Below are 18,793 nucleotides of genomic sequence, written 5' to 3' on the forward strand. Positions count from 1 at the left end.
TTGGACCGGCTGGATTTCGGCGGGAACGGCGAAGCTGGTGGCGAATACTTCCCGCTGTCGCCCGCACAGCTGGGCATCTGGTATGCCCAGCACGTCGATCCGCAGGTGCCGATCAACATCGCACAATATGTCGACCTGCGCGGTGACCTCGATGTCGCCGCGCTGGAGCAGGCCAGCCGCGAGGCCGCGCTGGAGCTGGGCTCCGGCTTCCTGAAGGTCGTCGAACTCGACGGTCAGCCGTTCCAGACCGTCGACCCCACGCAGGACGCCACGCTCGAGTACGTCGACCTGCGCGACGCCGCCGATCCGGAAGCCGCCGCCGTCGAGTGGATGCACGCCGAGTACAGCCGCCCGCTGGACATCGTCGGCGATCGCCTGATCCGTGCCGCCGCCCTGCGGCTCGAGGATTCCCGCTGGTTCTGGTACTCGCGCGCGCACCACATCGCGCTGGACGGCTTCGGCGCGATGACCTTCGTCACCAGGATCGCCGAGCGGTACACGGCCCTGGTGAACGGCGTCGAGCCGGCCCCGGCCAAGAACGCCGACCTGAAGTCGCTCTACGAGTCGGAGATCGCCTACCGCGACAGCTCCCGCTTCCAGGCGGACCGCGAGCACTGGGCCGAGCGGGTCGCCGGTCTGGAAGAGGGTTCCAGCCTGGCCGGTCGCTCCGCGCCGCCCGCCCCGGTCAACGGTGTCTCCAGCGCCGCGCTGTCGCCGGAGCAGGACGCGCTGCTCGCCGAGGCCGTCGCCAAGCACGACAACTCGCCCGCCGGCCTGCTCATCGCCGGTTTCGCGACCTACCTCGCCCAGCTGACCGGCGCCGAGGACGTGATCCTCAGCCTGCCGGTGACCGCACGCACCACCGCGACCATGCGCCGTTCCGGCGGTGTGGTCTCCAACATCGTGCCGCTGCGCCTGCGGGTCGGGCACGACACGACGGTCGCCGAGCTGCTGAAGTCGGTGCAGGTCGAGGTGTCCGGCGCGCTGCGGCACCAGCGCTACCGGCACGAGGACATCCGCCGCGACTCGGCGGGCGACGGCGTGGTCACCACGGAGTTCTTCGGCCCGTGGGTGAACATCATGCTGTTCCACAGCGAGATGGTGCTCGGCCCGATGGTCGGCCAGCTGAACGTGCTGTCCACCGGCAGCATCGAGGACCTGGGCGTCAACTTCTACCAGTCGGTCGCGGGCACCCGCTCGCACATCGACTTCGAGACCAACCCGAACCTCTACACCGCCGACGAGGCACGCGCCCATCACGGCCGGTTCCTGGAGTTCTTCGACCGGTTCCTGGCCGCCGACGCCGACGCGCGGGTGTGGGAGCTGCCGGTCACCACCGAAGCCGAGCGCGAAACCACCCTGGTGGAGTGGAACGACGCCGAACAAGACGTCCCCGAGACCACCTTGGCGGCGTTGCTGGACGCCCAGATCCCGCTGACTCCCGACAACATCGCCCTCGATTTCGAGGGCGAAACGCTGACCTACGCCGAGTTCGGCGCGCGGGTCAACCGGTTGGCGCGGTTCCTCGTCGCCGACGGCGTTGGCCCGGAGTCGCTGGTCGCTTTGGGCATGCGGCGTTCGCTCGAGCTGGTCATCGGCATGCACGCGGTGCTCAAGGCCGGTGGCGCCTACGTGCCGATCGATCCGGACCATCCCGCCGATCGCACCGCCTACATCCTCGAGTCCGCCGATCCGGTGTGCGTGCTGACGCTCTCGCACGACGAACTCGAGCTGCCGGAAACGGTGCGGCGGGTCGAGATCGACACCCTGGATGTGTCGGAGTTCTCCGACGCCCCGGTCACCGACGCCGACCGGTTGGCGCCGCTGCGCCCGGCCAACACCGCCTACGTCATCTACACCTCCGGCTCCACCGGTCGCCCGAAGGGCGTGGCGGTCACCCACCACGCGATCGTCAACCAGCAGCTGTGGATGCTCGACGAGTACCGGCTCACCGCCGACGACGTCTACCTGCAGAAGACCGCGACCACCTTCGACGTGTCGCTGTGGGGCTACTTCCTGCCGTTGATGGTCGGCGCGAAACTCGTCGTCGCCGCCCCGGATGGACATCGTGATCCGCTGTACGTGGCGCAGATGATCCAGCGCCACGGCGTGACGGTCACCGACTTCGTGCCCTCGATGCTGACGGTGTTCGTCGCGCACGCCACCGCCGAGCAGTGCGCGACGCTGCGCGCGGTGTTCGTGATCGGCGAGGCGCTGCCGCCGGAGACCGCCGCGGGCTTCCGCGCGATCACCTCCGCGGGCCTGCACAACCTGTACGGCCCCACCGAGGCCGCGGTCTCGGTGACCTACTGGGAGGCCACCGCCGCCGACACGGTGACGGTGCCGATCGGCATCCCGGAGTGGAACGTCGAGGTCTACGTGCTGGATTCGCGGCTGCGTCCGGCCGCGATCGGCGCCCCCGGTGAGCTGTACCTGGGTGGACGCCAGCTGGCTCGCGGTTACCGCGGCCGACCCGACCTGACCTCGGATCGCTTCGTCGCCAACCCGTTCGGCACGAACGGTGAGCGCATGTACCGCACCGGCGACCTGGTGCGGTGGAGTCCCGCGGGGACGTTGGAGTACATCGGCCGTACCGATTTCCAGGTGAAGTTCCGCGGTCAGCGGATCGAGCTGGGCGAGATCGAGACCGTGACGCTGGCGCACCCGGCGGTGAGTCAGTCGGCGGTGCTGGTGGTCGACACCGCGACCGGCCAGCAGCTGGTGGCGTATGTGGTTCCCGCGCCGGGTCATTCGATCGATCCGGCGGAGCTGACGCGTTTCGCCTCCGAGCAGTTGCCCAGCTACATGGTCCCCGCGTCGGTGATGGTGTTGGATGCGTTCCCGCTCAACACTTCCGGCAAGCTGGATCGAAAGGCGTTGCCGGAGCCGGTGTTCGCCGCGGACGCCGGTTATCGCGCGCCGCGCACCCAGGCCGAGCAGATCGTGGCCGGGATCTTCGCCGATGTGCTGAGCCAGCAGCAGATCGGTATCGACGACAACTTCTTCGATCTGGGTGGTAACTCGCTGGTCGCGACCCAGGTGGTGTCGCGGATCGGTGCGGCGTTCGGCATCCAGCTCGGGGTGCGTGCGCTGTTCGAGACGCCGACGGTGGCCGGTATCGCCGCGCGCGCGGAGACCGCCGGTCCGGGTGAGGGTGCGCGTCCGCCGCTGGTCGCTCAGCAGCTGCCCGCCCGCGTGCCGTTGTCTTTGGCGCAGCAGCGGATGTGGTTCATCAACCAGTTCGATCCGGCGGCGCCGACCTACAACTTGCCGTTCGTGGTGCGGTTGAAGGGGAATGTCGACATCCCGGCGCTCCAGGCCGCGCTGAATGACGTGATGGCGCGGCAGGAATCGCTGCGCACGGTGTTCCCGGAGTCCGGTGACGGCGGCTATCAGCAGGTCGTGCCGGACGACGAGATCAACTTGGCGATCTCGGTGCAGGCCATCGACGAGTCCGAGTTGTCCGGTGTCCTCACCGAATTCGCCAGCCAGGGCTTCGATGTGGCGCGTGAGCTGCCGATCCGGGTGCGGATCTACCAGGTGACCGGTGGGTCGACCAACGGAACGCCCGATCACGCGGTCGCGTTCGTGGTGCACCACATCGCGGCCGACGGTTTCTCCTTCGGCCCGCTCTCGCGGGACGTGGCCACCGCGTATCTGGCGCGGGCCGCCGGTGAGGCGCCCGCGTGGTCGCCGCTGCCGGTGCAGTACCAGGACTACAGCGTCTGGCAACGCGAACTGCTCGGCTCGGAATCCGATCCCGGTTCGATGGCCGCCCGCGAGATCGCCTACTGGCGACGCCAGCTCGGCGGCCTGCCCGACCAGCTGGACCTGCCCACCGACCGGCCGCGTCCGCCGGTGCAGAGCTTCCGCGGCAGCACGGTCCGCTTCGATATCGACGCCGAATTGCACACCGCGCTGGCCGGATTGGCGCGCGCGCAGGGCGTCAGCCTCTTCATGGTCGTGCACGCCTCGCTCGCGGTGCTGCTCGGTCGCCTGTCGGGCACCAGCGACATCGCGATCGGCACCCCGATCGCGGGCCGCGGCGAGCAGGCGCTCGACGACCTGATCGGCATGTTCGTCAACACCTTGGTGCTGCGCTCCGACGTGGACAGCGGCGCGTCGTTCGCCGACTTCCTCGCGCGCACGAGGGAAACCGACCTCGCGGCGTTCGCCTACGCCGACGTGCCGTTCGAGCGGCTGGTCGAGGTGCTCAACCCGACCCGCTCGCAGGCGCGGCACCCGCTGTTCCAGGTGATGCTCTCCTTCCAGGAGATGGCACACGGCGCGCTCGAGCTACCCGGGCTCTCGGTGACCGCCACCGAACTCGAGGTCGACATCGCCAAGTTCGACCTGCAATGGACCATCACCGAGGAGCGCGGCGGCAACGGCGAGCCCGAGGGCATGACGGCGGCGGTGCAGTTCGCCACCGACATGTTCGACGCCGAGACGGTGACCTCGTTCGCCGAGCGCTTCGTGCGCATCCTGCGCAGCGTCGTCGCCGATCCCGCGGTCGTGGTCGGTGAGATCGACGTGCTGGCCGCCGACGAGCGGCTCGCCGTCTCGCGCGACTGGGTGTCCTCCGGCACGGACGGCGGCACGGGCCGTTTCGCCGACCCCGAAACCACTTTGGTCGCCCTGTTCGATCAGGCGGTCGCCGCCTATCCCGAGCACGTCGCCGCGCGATTCAACGCGGAGTCGCTGACCTACGCCGAGCTGGACAAGCGCGCGAATGTGTTGGCGCGCAGGCTGATCGCCGACGGCGCGGGCCCGGAGTCGCTGGTCGCGGTGATCCTGCCGCGCTCGATCGATCTCGTCGTCGCGCTGCTCGCCGTGGTGAAGACCGGCGCCGGTTACGTGCCGGTCGACCCGACCTACCCGGCCGACCGGATCGCCTACGTGCTGTCGGATTCGCGTCCGACCAGCGTCGTCATCGATTCCTCGGTGGAGGTGGCCGTCCCGGACGAGCTGCCCACCGTGGTGCTGGACGAATTCGCCAGCGCCGCACACGGTTTCGCCGATACGCCGATCACCGACGCGGACCGCTCCGCGCCGCTGAATCCCGACAACGTCGCCTACGTGATCTACACGTCGGGTTCGACGGGTCGTCCGAAGGGTGTGGCGGTCGCGCATCGGAATGTGGTGCGGCTGTTCGCGAATACCGATCGTGATTTCGGTTTCGGTCCGGACGATGTGTGGACGTTGTTCCACTCGTACGCGTTCGACTTCTCGGTGTGGGAGTTGTGGGGTCCGCTGCTGTTCGGCGGCACCGTGGTCGTTGTCGACTACTTCACCTCGCGCTCCCCGGAGCAGTTCCTCGAGCTGCTGCGCGACGAGCGCGTGACCGTCCTGAACCAGACGCCCTCGGCGTTCTATCAGCTCGCCGAGGCCGACCGCGCCGCGGGGCCCGCCGCACCGCCGCTGTCGCTGCGCTACGTGGTGTTCGGCGGTGAGGCGCTCGAGCTGCGTCGCCTATCGGATTGGGTTGCTCGCCACGGTGATTCGTCGCCGGTGCTGGTCAACATGTACGGCATCACCGAGACCACGGTGCACGTGTCCTACCGTGCCCTGGACGCGGCGACCATCGAGGCCGCCTCCGGCAGCATCGTCGGTCGCGCCATCTCCGGTCTGAGCGTCTACGTCCTGGACAACCGGCTCCAGCCGGTCCCGGTCGGCGTGGTCGGCGAAATGTATGTCGCCGGACCGCAGTTGGCGCGCGGCTACCTCGGCCGCCCCGACCTCACCACGACCCGCTTCGTGGCCAACCCCCTCGCCGACGCCGGTAGCGCGGGCTCGCGCTTGTACCGCTCCGGCGACCTCGCGCGCTGGAACCGCTTCGGCGAACTCGAGTACCTGGGTCGCGCCGACGATCAGGTGAAGGTCCGCGGTTTCCGCATCGAGCTCGGCGAGATCGAGGCCGCCGTCCTCGAACAGCCGGGCATCGCGCAGGCGGCGGTCATCGTGCGCGAGGACCAGCCCGGCGGCCAGCGCATCGTCGCCTACGTCGTCGCCGAACCCGGCGTCGAACTCGACCTCGAAGACGTCCGTCGCGCCGCCTCCGACCGGCTGCCCGCCTACATGGTGCCCTCGGCGTTCATGGCGCTCGACGCGATCCCGCTGACCGTCAACGGCAAGCTGGACCGCCGCGCGCTGCCCGCGCCGGTGTTCGAGGTGCGCGAATTCCGCGCTCCCGCGACGCCGATCGAGGAGATCGTCGCCCAGGTCTTCGCCGACGTGCTCGACCTGCCCCGCGTCGGCGTCGACGACGACTTCTTCGATCTCGGCGGCAACTCGCTGATCGCCACCCAGGTCGCCTCCCGCGTGGGTATCGCACTGGACACCCGCGTCCCGGTGCGCATGCTCTTCGAAGCGCCCACCGTCGCCGCACTCGCCGCCCGCGTGGAATCGCAGGCGGGCGACGGCGCGCGCAAGGCGCTCGTCGCGCGCGAGCGGCCGGAAGAGGTGCCACTGTCGCTCGCCCAGCAGCGCATGTGGTTCCTGAACCGCTTCGACACCTCCTCGGCGGTCAACAACATCCCGGTCGCCATCCGGCTCTCCGGTGAGCTGGACGTGGCCGCGCTGCAGGTCGCGGTCATCGACGTGATCGACCGGCACGAGTCGCTGCGCACCGTCTTCCCGGAGACCGGGAACGGCCCGGTGCAGGTGGTCCTCGACGCGGCCCAGATCGTGCCGGACCTCACCCCATACCGGGTGACCGAGGAGACCCTGCTCGAGCACCTGATCGACCTGGCCACCATGGCCTTCGACGTGACAAGCGAAGTTCCGCTGCACGCAAGGCTTTTCGAGATCAGCGAGACCGAGTACGTGCTCGGCATGGTGGTGCACCACATCTCCGCCGACGGCTGGTCGATGGGTCCGCTGTCGCGCGACGTCATCGTCGCGTACGCGGCGCGCACCACGTGGGAGGCGCCGACCTGGGCCGAATTGCCGGTCCAGTACGCCGATTACGCGCTCTGGCAGCGCGAGATCCTCGGCTCCGAGGACGACCCGCGTTCGCTGATCTCCAGCCAGATCAGCTACTGGACGCGCGAGCTCGCCGACCTGCCCGACGAGCTGGTGCTGCCGTCCGATCATCCGCGTCCCGCGGTCGCCTCCTACCAGGGCGGCACGTACGCGTTCGTGATTTCCGGCGAAACGCAGCGCGCCCTGGTCGAATTGGGCCGCCGCTACAACGCCTCGCTGTTCATGGTCATGCACAGCGCCCTCGCGGTGCTGCTCGCGCGTGCCAGCGGCACCTCCGACATCGCCATCGGCACGCCCGTCGCGGGCCGCGGTGAGGCGGCGCTGGACGACCTGATCGGCATGTTCGTCAACACCCTGGTGCTGCGCACCGAGGTGGACGGCGCCGGTACGTTCGCCGAGCTGCTCGACCGGGCCAGGGAAACCGACCTGCAGGCGTTCGCGCACTCCGACGTCCCGTTCGAGCGGCTGGTCGAGGTGCTCAACCCCGCCCGCTCGCAGGCGCGGCACCCGCTGTTCCAGGTGATGCTGGCCTTCCAGAACACCAAGCAGGCCACCCTGCAGCTGCCCGGGCTCTCGGTCAACGGCATCGACTACGACGCCCGCCTGGCCAAGTTCGACCTGCAGCTCACCCTCCAGGAGACCCAGGACGAGCTGGGCGAGGCCGCGGGCATGTCGGCCGAGTTCTCCTACGCGCTCGACCTTTTCGACGAGTCGACGGTGGCCGCCTTCGCGCGCCGCCTGGACCGCATCCTCGCGGCCGTCATCGCGAACCCGGACGTGCCGATCGGCGACATCGATCTGCTCGCGCCCGAGGAACACGCGCAGGTTCTCGTCGACTGGAACGACACCGACCACGCGGTGCCCGCGGAGACGCTCGTCTCGCTGTTCGACGCGCAGGCGGCGGCGAGCCCGGACGCCACGGCGCTGGTCTACGAGGACGAACAGCTCACCTATCGCGAGCTCCAGGAGCGCGCCAACCGCATCGCCAGGGAGCTGATCGCCTCCGGCGTCGGACCGGAATCGCTGGTGGCGCTTGCCATGCGGCGTTCGACCGAGCTGGTCGTCGCCATGTACGCGGTGCTCCAGACGGGCGCGGCCTATGTGCCGCTCGACCCCGATCAGCCCGCCGACCGCATCGGCCACATCCTCGACACCGCGCGTCCCAGCCTCGTGCTGACCACCCGCCGCGACGGGTTCGTCGCCGACGGCGCGGTCACCGCGCGGTACGTCGAGGACCTGCCCAGCTCCGCGCAGACCTCCGGCGCGCCGATCACCGACGCCGAGCGGGTGCGCCCGCTGCGGCCGGGGAACACCGCCTACGTCATCTTCACCTCCGGTTCGACCGGCCGGCCGAAGGGCGTCGCGGTCAGCCATGCCGCGATCGTGAACCGTCTGCTGTGGATGCAGCACGAGTACCCGATCGGCGCCGACGACGCCGTCTTGCAGAAGACCCCCGCCACCTTCGACGTGTCGGTATGGGAGTTCTTCTGGCCCTTGCAGACCGGCGCGCGCCTGGTCGTCGCGAAGCCGGACGGCCACCGCGATCCGGTGTACCTCGCGCAGATCATCGCCGAACAGGGCATCACCACGGCGCATTTCGTGCCGTCGATGCTGTCGGTGTTCGTCTCCACGCTGGGCAACGAGAACGGCGACGCCGCGAACATGCCCGCCCCGCGCCTGCGTCAGGTGTTCGCCTCCGGTGAGGCGCTGCCCGCGCCGACCGCGCAGCGTCTGCGTGAGCTGACCGGCGCGCGCCTGCACAACCTGTACGGCCCGACCGAGGCCGCGGTCGACGTGACCTACCACGAGGTCGTCGACGCCGATGTGGTGTCGGTGCCGATCGGTCGTCCGGTGTGGAACACCAAGGTGTTCGTGCTGGATTCGCGTTTGCACCCGGTCGCTCCGGGTGTCGCGGGTGAGCTGTATCTCGCGGGCGATCAGCTGGCGCTCGGCTACCTGAGCCGCAGCGACCTGACCTCGGATCGCTTCGTCGCCAACCCTTACGGCGCCGCCGGTTCGCGCATGTACCGCACCGGTGACCTGGTCGCCTGGACCAAGCAGGGCGAGCTGGAGTACTTGGGCCGCACCGACTTCCAGGTGAAGCTGCGCGGTCTGCGCATCGAGCTGGGTGAGATCGAGGCGGCGCTGCTGGCGCAGCCGGGCGTCGCGCAGTCGGTGGTCGTCGTGCGCACGGACCCGCACGCCGGTGATCAGCTGGTGGGTTACGTTGTCGCCGAACCGGATTCCGTTCTCGACAGCACGGCGGTCAAGGCGGGCCTCGCCGCGACGCTGCCCGGGTACATGGTGCCCGCGGCGCTGGTCGTGCTGGACGCGTTCCCGCTCAACGCCAGCGGCAAGCTGGACCGCAAGGCGCTGCCCGCGCCAGTCTTCGAGGCCAAGAGCTTCCGCGCGCCGTCCACCCCGATCGAAGAGATCGTCGCGGACATCTTCGCCGACTTGCTCGGCGTCGACCGGGTCGGCGTGGACGACGACTTCTTCGAGCTCGGCGGCAACTCGCTGGTCGCGACCCAGGTCGCGGCCCGCCTGAGCAAGGCGCTGGACGCCGAGGTCGGCGTGCGCACGCTGTTCGAGGCGCCCACGGTCGCCGCGCTGGCGGCCCGCGTCGAATCGCACGCGGGCACCGGTGTGCGCCAGGCGCTCAGCGCACGCACCCGTCCCGAGCACCCGCCGCTGTCGCTCGCGCAGCAGCGGATGTGGTTCCTCAACCGCTTCGACCTCGGCACCGAGCCGGGCGCGGCGGCGGGCACCTACAACATCCCGGCCGCCGTCCGGCTGCGCGGCCTGCTGGATCTGAGCGCGCTGCGCGGCGCGCTCGGCGACGTGATCGCGCGGCACGAGTCGCTGCGCACCGTGTACCCGTCCCACGAGGGCGTCCCGTACCAGCGGGTGCTTCCGTCGATCCGCGCCATTCCGGAGCTGGACGTCGTCGAGGTCGACGAGACCGAGATGTACGGTGCGCTCTACGAATTCGTGAACCGCGGTTTCGACGTCACCGGCGAACCGCCGGTGCGGCTGCGCATCTATGAACTGGGCGAGCGCGATTACGTGCTCGCGGTCGTGGTGCACCACATCGCCGCCGACGGCTTCTCCATGCGGCCGCTGGTGCGCGACCTGATGACCGCGTACGTGGCGCGCACCTCGAACTCCGAACCGGGCTGGCCGCCGCTGGCCGTCCAGTACGTCGATTTCGCGCTCTGGCAGCGCGAAACCCTCGGCGACGAGGACGATCCCACCTCGCTCATCTCCGAGCAGCTCAACTACTGGCGCGCGGCGCTCGCCGATCTGCCCGACGAACTGCGCCTGCCCGGCAAGCCGCGCCCGACCGTCGCGTCCTATCAGGCCGGCACGCATCGCTTCCGGGTGCCCGGCGAGCTGATCGACGAGCTGAACCGGGTCGCGCACGCGCACGGCACCACGCTGTTCATGGTGGTGCACAGCGCCTTCGCGACGCTGCTCTCGCGTCTGTCCGGAGCCGACGACATCGCCATCGGCATCCCGGTGGCGGGCCGCGGTGAGCAGGCGCTCGACGACCTCGTCGGCATGTTCGTCAACACCCTGGTGCTGCGCACCCAGATCGACACCGCCGCCTCGTTCACCGACCTGCTCGCCCAGGTCCGCGAGCGTGACCTGCAGGCGTTCGCGCACGCGGACGTGCCGTTCGAGCGGCTGGTCGAGGTGCTCAACCCGGCCCGTTCGCAGGCGCGGCATCCGCTGTTCCAGGTGATGCTCACGTTCCAGAACATCGGCCGCACCTCGCTGGAGCTGCCCGGCCTGACCGTGTCCGAACTGGGCATCGATCAGCCGACGGCCAAGTTCGACATGCAGCTCACGCTGAGCGAGGTGCCGGACGGCGAGTCCGAGATGGACGCCGAACTCGTCTACGCCACCGACCTTTTCGACGCCGCCTTCGCCGACACCTTCGGCGCCCGCTTCCTGCGCGTGCTGCGCGGGATCGCCGCCGCGCCGTCCACCGTGATCGGCGACATCGAGCTGCTCGACGACGCCGAGCGCACGCTGGTGCTGAAGCAGTGGAACGACACCGAATTCGCGGTGGACGCGGCACTGGTCTCGCCGGTGGGCGACGACGCCGCGACCCTGGTCGCGCTGTTCGAGGCGCAGGTCGCGCGCACGCCGGACGCGGTCGCGCTGACCTTCGAGGGGACGAGTCTGTCCTACGCCGAGTTCGCGAGCCGGGTGCACCGCTTGGCGCGCTGGCTCAAGCAGAACGGCGTCGGCCCGGAATCGTATGTGGCCCTTGGCATGCGCCGCTCGCTCGACCTGCTGGTCGGCATGTACGCGGTGTCCGCGGCCGGTGGCGCGTACGTGCCGCTGGACCCGGACAACCCGACCGAGCGCATCGAGCACATTCTCGACACCGCGCGACCCGTCTGCGTGCTGACCTCCGGTTCCGATCTCGGCGTCGCGCTCGCGCGCCAGGTTCGCATCGACGAGCTGGATCTGTCGGCCTACTCCGACGAGCCGCTCACCGACGCGGACCGGCACCGGCCGCTGCGCACCGGCAACACCGCGTACGTGATCTTCACGTCCGGTTCGACCGGTCGCCCGAAGGGTGTCGCGGTCTCGCACGCCGCGATCATCAACCGTTTGGTGTGGGGCCACGCGCAGTACGGCCTCGCCGCCGACGACGTGGTCCTGCAGAAGACCCCGGCCACCTTCGACGTGTCGGTGTGGGAGTTCTTCTGGCCCTTGCAGGTCGGCGCCCGCTTGGTGATCGCCAAGCCGGACGGCCATCGCGACCCGGCCTACCTAGCCCAGCTGATCATCGATGAGCAGATCACCACGGCGCACTTCGTGCCGTCGATGATGTCGCTGTTCGTCGTCGAACCCCGCGCGGCCGAATGCACCGGCCTGCGCAACGTCTTCGCCTCCGGCGAGGGCCTGCCCGCCGTCACCGCGCAGCGCTTGCGCGAGCTGACCGGCGCCCGCCTGCACAACCTGTACGGCCCGACCGAGGCCGGCGTCGAGGTGACCTTCCACGAGGTCACCGACGCCGACACCGTCACCGTGCCGATCGGCGCCCCGGTGTTCAACACCCAGGTCTACGTGCTGGATTCGCGTCTGCGGCCGGTTCCGGTCGGCGTGCCCGGCGAGCTGTACCTGGCGGGCGCGCAGCTGGCCTACGGCTACGTCACCCGTCCGGATCTGACCACCGAGCGCTTCGTCGCCGACCCGTTCGGCGACGGCGTACGGATGTACCGCACCGGCGACCTGGTGGCGTGGACGCCCGCAGGTGAACTGGAGTACTTGGGCCGCACCGACTTCCAGGTGAAGCTGCGCGGTCTGCGCATCGAGCTCGGCGAGATCGAGGGCGCGCTGACCGCGCTGGACGAGGTCTCGCAGTCGGTCGTGGTGGTGCGCACCGACGAGCGCACCGGCGATCAGCTGGTGGCCTACCTCATCGCCAAGCCGGGCACGGCCATCGACATCGAGCGCGTCAAGTCCGCGCTCGCCGAGCAGCTGCCCGCCTACATGGTGCCCGCGGCGTTCGTGGTGCTCGACGCGTTCCCGCTGAACACCTCCGGCAAGCTCGACCGCAAGGCGCTGCCGGAGCCGACGTTCGAGGCCAAGGCCTTCCAGGCGCCGGTCACCCCGGTGCAGCAGATCGTGGCCAGCGCGTTCGCCGACGTGCTCGGCATCGAACGCGTCGGCCTGGACGACGACTTCTTCGCACTCGGCGGCAACTCGCTGGTCGCCACCCAGGTGGCGGCCCGGCTCGGCGAGGCGCTGGACACCCAGATCCCGCTGCGTACGCTGTTCGAGGCCTCGACGGTCGCCGCGCTGGCCGCCAAGGTGGAGTCGGCCACCGGTAGCGGCGCGAAGGCGCCGCTGGTCGCGCAGGCCAGGCCGGAGCTGGTGCCGCTCTCGCTCGCGCAGCAGCGGATGTGGTTCCTCAACCGCTTCGACAACCGCACCGCGGTGAACAACATCCCGGTCGCGATCCGGCTGACCGGCAGGCTCGACGCCGTCGCGCTGCAGGCGGCGATCCGCGACGTGATCGCCCGCCACGAGGCGCTGCGCACCGTCTACCCGGAGGTGGAGGGCGAGGGCTACCAGCGCGTCCTGCCCGCCGACGAAGTGCGCTTCGACCTGTCGACGGAGTGGGTGCCGAGCACCGAACTGCCTTCGCGCATCGTGGAACTCGCGAGCGTGCACTTCGACGTGACCAGCGAGATCCCGTTCCGGGCCGACCTGCTCATCGTCGGCGAGCCCTCGGGGATGGCAGTCGGCGGAGCCGACGGGGTGGGTAAGTACAGCCACGTCGTGGTGCTGGTCATGCACCACATCAGTGCCGACGGCTTCTCGCTGCGTCCGCTGCTGCGCGACGTGGTGGTTGCCTACACCGAGCGCGCCGGCGGGGAAGCGCCCGGCTGGGCGCCGCTCGAGGTGCAGTACGCCGACTACGCGCTGTGGCAGCGCGAGGTCCTCGGCTCCGAGGACGACGCGGACTCGGTGGCGGCCAAGCAGATCGCCTACTGGACCGAGCAGCTGCGCGATCTGCCCGATCAGATCGAGTTGCCCGCGGATCGGCCACGGCCGGAGATCGCGTCGAACGCCGGTGGGCTGCACGCCTTCTCGGTGGACGCCGAGCTGCACCGCGCGCTCGAGGATGTGGCGCGCGCGCACGGCGTGACGTTGTTCATGGTCGTGCACGCGGCGCTGGCGACGTGGGCGGCACGGCTGTCCAACAGCACCGATATCGCGATCGGCACCCCGATCGCCGGTCGTGGCGAGCGTGCGCTGGACGATCTGGTCGGCATGTTCGTCAATACGCTGGTGTTGCGCAACGAGATCGACCTCGGCGGGAAATTCAGCGATCTGCTCGAGCAGGTGCGGCGCACGGATCTGGCGGCGTTCGCCAACGCCGACGTGCCGTTCGAGCGGCTGGTCGACGTGCTGAGCCCGGCGCGTTCGCAGGCGCATCACCCGCTGTTCCAGGTGGCGTTGACCTTCGAGGCGGCCTCGGCCGCCGACATGGGCACCGTCGCGCTGCCCGGCTTGGACCTGGATGTCGTCGAGTTCGACGCGGGCACCGCGAAATTCGACGTGCAGCTGACCGTGGGCGAGGCCCGCGACGGTGGGCTGGCGATGTCGTGGAACTACGCGAGCGAGTTGTTCGATCCGGAGACGGTCGCCTCGTTCGCCGATCGTCTGGTGCGTGTCCTGCGCGGTGTGGCCGAGGACCCGTCGGTGGTCGTCGGTGACATCGATCTGCTCGGTGAGGCCGAGCGGCTGGATGTGTCGCAGCGTTGGGTGTCCGCTGGCGCGGATGCCGGCGTCGGCCGGTTCGCCGAGCCCGGCGTGACGCTGGTCGAGTTGTTCGATCAGATGGTCGCCGCGCACCCGCATCGGGTCGCCGCGCGGTTCGGCACGGACTCGTTGAGCTACGCGGAGCTGGACAAGCGCGCGAATGTGTTGGCGCGCAGGCTGATCGCCGATGGCGCGGGCCCGGAGTCGCTGGTCGCGGTGATCCTGCCGCGGTCGCTGGATCTGGTCGTCGCGCTGCTCGCGGTGGTGAAGACCGGTGCGGGTTACGTGCCGGTGGATCCGACCTACCCGGCCGACCGTATCGCGTACGTGCTGTCGGATTCGCGTCCGACCAGCGTCGTCCTGGATTCCACGGTCGAGGTCGAGATCCCGGCGGGGCTGCCCTCGGTCGTGCTGGACGGCTTCGCGGTGGAGACCGGCAATGTGGTCGACGCCGATGACGCGCCGATCACCGACGCCGATCGCCGCGCCGCGCTGACCCCGGACCATGTCGCCTACGTGATCTACACGTCGGGTTCGACGGGTCGTCCGAAGGGTGTGGCGGTCGCGCATCGGAATGTGGTGCGGCTGTTCGCGAATACCGATCGTGATTTCGGTTTCGGTCCGGACGATGTGTGGACGTTGTTCCACTCGTATGCGTTCGACTTCTCGGTGTGGGAGCTGTGGGGTCCGCTGCTGTTCGGCGGCACCCTCGTCGTGGTGGACTACTTCACCTCCCGTTCGCCCGAGCAGTTCCTGGAGCTGCTGCGCGACGAGCGGGTGACGGTTCTCAACCAAACCCCGTCGGCCTTCTACCAATTGGCCGAAGCCGACCGCAATGCCGCCGCGGATGCCGCGCCGCTGTCGCTGCGCTACGTGGTGTTCGGCGGTGAGGCGCTCGAGCTGCGTCGCCTCTCGGATTGGGTTGCTCGCCACGGTGATTCGTCGCCGGTGCTGGTCAACATGTACGGCATCACCGAGACCACGGTGCACGTGTCCTTCCGTGCCCTGGACGCCGCGACCATCGAAGCCGCTTCGGGCAGCATCGTGGGTCGCGCGATCGCGGGCCTGAAGGTGTACGTGCTCGACAACCGGCTGCGCCCCGTGCCGGTCGGTGTCGCGGGCGAAATGTATGTCGCCGGACCGCAGTTGGCGCGTGGCTACCTCGGTCGCCCCGACCTGACCGCCGCGCGTTTCGTGGCCAACCCGTTGGCGACACCGGGCGATGCGGGCTCGCGCCTGTACCGCTCCGGTGACTTGGCGCGCTGGAACCGCTTCGGCGAGCTCGAGTACCTGGGTCGCGCCGACGACCAGGTCAAGGTGCGCGGTTTCCGCATCGAGCTCGGCGAGATCGAGGCCGCGGTGCTCGCGCAGCCGGGCATCGCGCAGGCGGCGGTCATCGTGCGCGAGGACCAGCCGGGCGATCAGCGCATCGTGGCTTACGTCGTCGCCGAACCGGATGTGGTTCCCGACCTGGACGTGGTGCGTTCCGGCGCGGCCGAGCGGCTGCCCGCCTACATGGTGCCCGCGGCCATGGTGCGACTGGAATGGATCCCGCTGACCGTCAACGGCAAGCTGGATCGGCGCGCGCTGCCCGCGCCGGCCGCCAAGGCCAGGGCATTCCGCGCCCCGGTGACGCCGGTGCAGGAGACGGTGGCGGCGGTGTTCGCCGAGGTGCTCGACCTGCCCCGGGTCGGCGTCGACGACGACTTCTTCGACCTCGGCGGCAACTCGCTCATCGCGACGAGAGTGGTGTCCCGGATCGGCGCGGCGCTCGGCACCTCGGTGCCGGTGCGCACGCTGTTCGAGGCGTCCACGGTGGAAGCCCTTGCCGCGCGGGTGGAATCGCACACCGGTGGCGACGGACGCGCACCGCTGGTGGCACGCAAGCGCGCCGCCGACGAACTGGTGCCGCTGTCCTACGCGCAGCAGCGCATGTGGTTCCTGAACAAGTACGACACCTCCTCGGCCGCCTACAACCTGCCGATCGCGATCCGGATGTCCGGCGCGCTCGACATCGAGGCGCTGCGGCTCGCGGTGGCCGATGTGGTGCGCAGGCACGAATCGCTGCGCACCCGCTACCCCGAGCACGGCGGCACGCCGGTGCAGGTGATCGTCCCGGCCGAGGAGATCGCGCTCGATCTGCACCCGGTCGCGGTGCCGCGGGCCGAGCTGCTCGCCGCGGTGACCGAGTTCGTCACCGCGGGATTCGATGTGGCCGAACAGGTTCCGCTGCGCACCAGGCTGTACGCCGCGGGGCCGGACGAGCACGTCCTCGTCGTCGTCGTGCACCACATCGCCGCCGACGGCTTCTCGATGGGTCCGCTGACCCGCGACGTCATGCTGGCCTACACGGCGCGCACCCAGGACAGCGCGCCCGGCTGGTCGCCGCTCGCGGTGCAGTACGCCGATTTCGCGGTATGGCAGCGCGAGGTCCTCGGTTCCGAGGACGACGCGGATTCGCTGCTGGCCCGCCAGGTTGCGTACTGGCAGCGCGCCCTCGACGGCGTGCCGGACGAGCTGGCGCTGCCGACCGACCGCCCGCGTCCGGCGATCGCCTCGCACCGCGGCGCGACGCTGCACCACGAGCTCCCCGGCGAGCTGATCGCGGCGCTCGACGAGATCGCCCGCGCCAGTGGCGCCTCGCTGTTCATGGTCATGCACAGCGCGCTCGCCGTGCTGCTCGCGCGCCTGTCCGGCGGCGACGACATCGCGGTCGGCACGCCGATCGCGGGCCGTGGCGAGCAGGCGCTCGACGACCTCGTCGGCATGTTCGTCAACACGCTGGTGCTGCGCACCGGCATCGACAACGGCGAATCGTTCACCGAACTGCTCGACCGTGTCCGCAAGACCGACCTGGACGCCTACGGCAACGCCGACGTGCCGTTCGAACGTCTCGTCGAGCTGCTCGCGCCGGAGCGTTCGCAGTCGCGCAACCCGCTGTTCCAGGTGATGCTGGCCTTCCAGAACCTGGAGCGGACCGCGCTGGAACTGCCCGGTCTCTCGGTCTCCGCGCTCGATCTCGAGGAGAACGTCGCGCGCTTCGACCTGCAGTTCACGCTGTCGGAGAACGACGCGGTCGCGGGTAACGGCGTCGCGGGCATGACGCTCGCGCTGACCTACGCCACCGAGCTGTTCGACGAGTCGACCGCGCGGGAGATCGTGGACCGCTGGGTGCGTGTGCTCACCGCCGTCGCGGCCGATCCGGCCGTCGCGGTCGGCGCCGTCGACGTGCTCGACGCGGCCGAGCTGGCCGATCTGGTCGCGCGCACCGGCGCCCCCGCGGTGCCGCCGCGCACGCTGCCCGAGCTGCTCGCCGAGGCCGCCGAGCACAACCCGGACGCGCCCGCAGTGGTGTTCCAGGGGACAACTCTGTCCTACGCCGAACTCGACGAACGCTCGAACCGCTTGGCCCGCTTGCTGATCGCCGAAGGCATCGGCGCGGAGGACCTGGTCGCGGTCGGCGTGCCGCGTTCGGCGGACTCGGTGTTCGCCGCGTGGGCGGTGTCCAAGACCGGCGCCGCGTTCGTGCCGGTGGACCCGAACTACCCGGCCGAGCGCATCGCGCACATGGTCACCGATTCCGGTTCGCCCCTCGGCATCACGGTCGCCGCGGTGCGCGACGGCCTGCCCGAGTCGGCGCGCTGGTTGGTGCTCGAGGACCTCGCGCTGGACGGTTTCGACGGCGGTCCGATCACCGACGCCGACCGGGTCCGCCCGGTGCGTCCGGAGCACCCGGCCTACGTCATCTACACCTCCGGTTCCACCGGTGTGCCCAAGGGCGTCGTGGTGACGCACGCGGGTCTCGCCAACTTCAGCGCCGAGCAGATCGAGCGTTACGGCCTCGACTCCGACTCGCGCGCACTGCATTTCGCCTCGCCGAGCTTCGACGCCTCGATCCTCGAGCTGTTGCTCGCGGTGGGCGCGGGCGGCGCGCTCGTCGTGGTGCCGCCGGGCGTGTACGGCGGCGAGGAGCTGTCCGAGCTGATCCGCGGCGAGCGGGTCACGCACGCGTTCATCACCCCGGCCGCGCTGGCCACCTTCGATCCGAGCGGCCTGGACACGCTGCGCGTGCTGGTCGCGGGCGGCGAGGCGTGCCCGCCGGAACTGGTCGCGAAGTGGGCCGTGCCGCTCGGCGAGGGCGGCGCGCTGCGCGCGTTCCACAACGGCTACGGCCCGACCGAGACCACCATCATGACCAACATCAGCGATCCGCTGGTGGTCGGCGAGACGGTGACCATCGGCGGACCGATCCGCGGCATGCGTTCGCTGATCCTGGACGCCCAGCTCAGGCCCGTTCCGGTGGGCGTCGCGGGTGAGCTGTATCTGTCGGGCGTCCAGCTGGCGCGCGGCTACCACGCACGGCCCGGCCTGACGGCCGAGCGTTTCGTGGCCAACCCGTACGTCGACGGGGAGCGGATGTACCGCACGGGTGACGTGGTCCGCTGGACCCGCACCGGCGAGGTGGAGTACGTCGGCCGCTCCGACTTCCAGGTGAAGGTCCGCGGTTTCCGCATCGAAC

At 70.0% G+C, this 18,793-nt stretch carries 1 protein-coding gene (cut by a window edge); it reads left to right on the forward strand.

Features of this window, described 5'->3' with window-relative positions; all coding sequences use genetic code 11:
* Positions 1-18,793, forward strand: partial view of a non-ribosomal peptide synthase/polyketide synthase gene (locus FB390_RS09990; protein ID WP_141808709.1) — the 5' portion only. Its footprint extends 18,335 nt past the window's final position; the window shows 18,793 of its 37,128 coding nt (coding positions 1-18,793); its start codon is at positions 1-3; the stop codon falls past the right edge of the window.

The sequence above is a fragment of the Nocardia bhagyanarayanae genome (assembly GCF_006716565.1).
GTDB lineage: Bacteria > Actinomycetota > Actinomycetes > Mycobacteriales > Mycobacteriaceae > Nocardia > Nocardia bhagyanarayanae.